Genomic DNA, 1,789 nt, shown 5'->3' on the forward strand with positions numbered 1-1,789 from the left:
CCGTATAAAAAAAATTGCTACTTTAGGCTTGCATTAAGTTTGTTGCTTTGTTTGCCTGCTTCCGATTTTCCTGCGGAAAATCGCCGCACACAAACACGCAACTTTTCTTATACATAAACGTTATGTGCAAGCGAAAAACCAATCTATGCGAATAAGAGAAATTATAAATAAAAAGACAGGAGAAAAGATTATTTCATTTGGTGGAGAGGATTTCGAAAATGTAAATCCAGACCGACATTACTATGACGCTTGTTTTGTTAAAAGAATGATGTTGCAAGTTCCTGATGAAGCAAGAGGAAAGAAAAAACCAACAGAAAAAGGAAAACAAATTTTACTAGAAACCGCTAAAGATTGTCGGGAATTTATAAACAGTTTCCGAGCAGTTGAGCTTCCACAACAATTATTAGATTTACTCAAAGCCAAAAAGAAAAGTGAACAACAAAAACTTTTAAAAAATTTAGTTTTAAATCCTGACATATTAATGGGATTTCTTTTAAAAGCTGGAGATAATGGATATACTTTAAGTCAATATTCATCTGAATTTCAACCAAGCGATATAGACAAGGAAAAAATGCCATACGCTTACATGCTTAATGAAAACGGAGAAATTCAAAAATTCGGGAAAACTGAATTGACTGATGGACAATTGAAACAAGCGTTAGATCAACGAAGTGTGAAAATCGCAAAAATTATTGAGAAAGATGGAGAGTGGCATTGTTTCTTTATAACTTTTAATAGTATTGGCGGAAAAGAGAATTGGCGTGATGGTCAACCTCATTTTCACTATATATCCAACTTTTTTGGAATTAAAAAAGAGGATGTAATTGAACAAATTAAATCAAAGAAATATAAACTTGGGAATTTACCACATATTACCTTAACTGATTATGGAGTTCAACCCAACCAAAAAAAACCTGAATTATGAAACTTGAACCGTATCTACTCTTAAATAAGTGTCCGCATTGTAAAATTGATTCACCAAGTTTACGACAAGTTCACACTTTCCCAACTCAAGCAACAGATGCTCAATCTGGAAGAATTTGGGGTATTTATGTGTGTCAAAGATGTGGCGGAGTTGTATCTGCATGTTCATGGAGTCAAAAAGGAAATGTTAGTAATTTCTATCCAACAATTGATATATTAGATGATTCTCTTCCTTTAAAAGCAAAATCTTTTTTAGAACAAGCAATTAATAGCATTCATGCACCTTCGGGAGCTATAATGCTTTGTGCTAGTTCAGTTGATGATATGCTTAAGGAAAAAGGATATACTAATGGTAGTTTATATGCAAGAATCAATTCAGCAGTAGAAGACCATCTAATAACGGAAAGTATGGCCACTTGGGCTCATGAAGTAAGACTTGATGCGAATGATGAACGACATGCAGATGAAAATGCAAATTTACCTACTAGCGATGATGCACAAAAAGCTGTTGATTTTACTAAAGCATTTGGCGAATACCTATTTATTTTACCATCAAGAATTCAACGTGGAATTGAAAATGCAACTGGAGAAGAAACTGATGAAACTGAAAATAATGCCAGCACATAACAACGTATATAATCCATTGCTAGTACTAGCCTACTTACGAAAATCCTCGCGGATTTTCTATCCGGTTTGTATTTGCTAAATTACGTGCTAAACCACGCAACGTATCATATACAAAACCGTTGTAGCTAATTTAAAAACAAAGAGCATGGGAGAGAATGAATATTTTGAATTAACAAAATCAATACCCGAAGTTTCTGATTTACTAGAGCAACGGAATGAATTAAAGATTCAACTAAAT

At 33.5% G+C, this 1,789-nt stretch carries 2 protein-coding genes; both read left to right on the forward strand.

Going from position 1 to position 1,789, the window contains the following annotated elements; all coding sequences use genetic code 11:
- The first annotated feature begins 145 nt into the window (after positions 1-145).
- Positions 146-925, forward strand: a complete 780-nt coding sequence (locus GQO80_RS15670; protein ID WP_157209300.1) for a hypothetical protein — start codon at positions 146-148, stop codon at positions 923-925.
- Entirely contained in the window at positions 922-1,551 is a 630-nt protein-coding gene (locus GQO80_RS15675; protein WP_157209301.1) for a DUF4145 domain-containing protein, read from the forward strand. Before GQO80_RS15670 ends, GQO80_RS15675 begins: the two co-directional genes overlap by 4 nt.
- The last annotated feature ends 238 nt before the right edge of the window (positions 1,552-1,789 follow it).

This window comes from Mariniflexile maritimum, from assembly GCF_009746565.1.
Classification (GTDB): domain Bacteria; phylum Bacteroidota; class Bacteroidia; order Flavobacteriales; family Flavobacteriaceae; genus Mariniflexile; species Mariniflexile maritimum.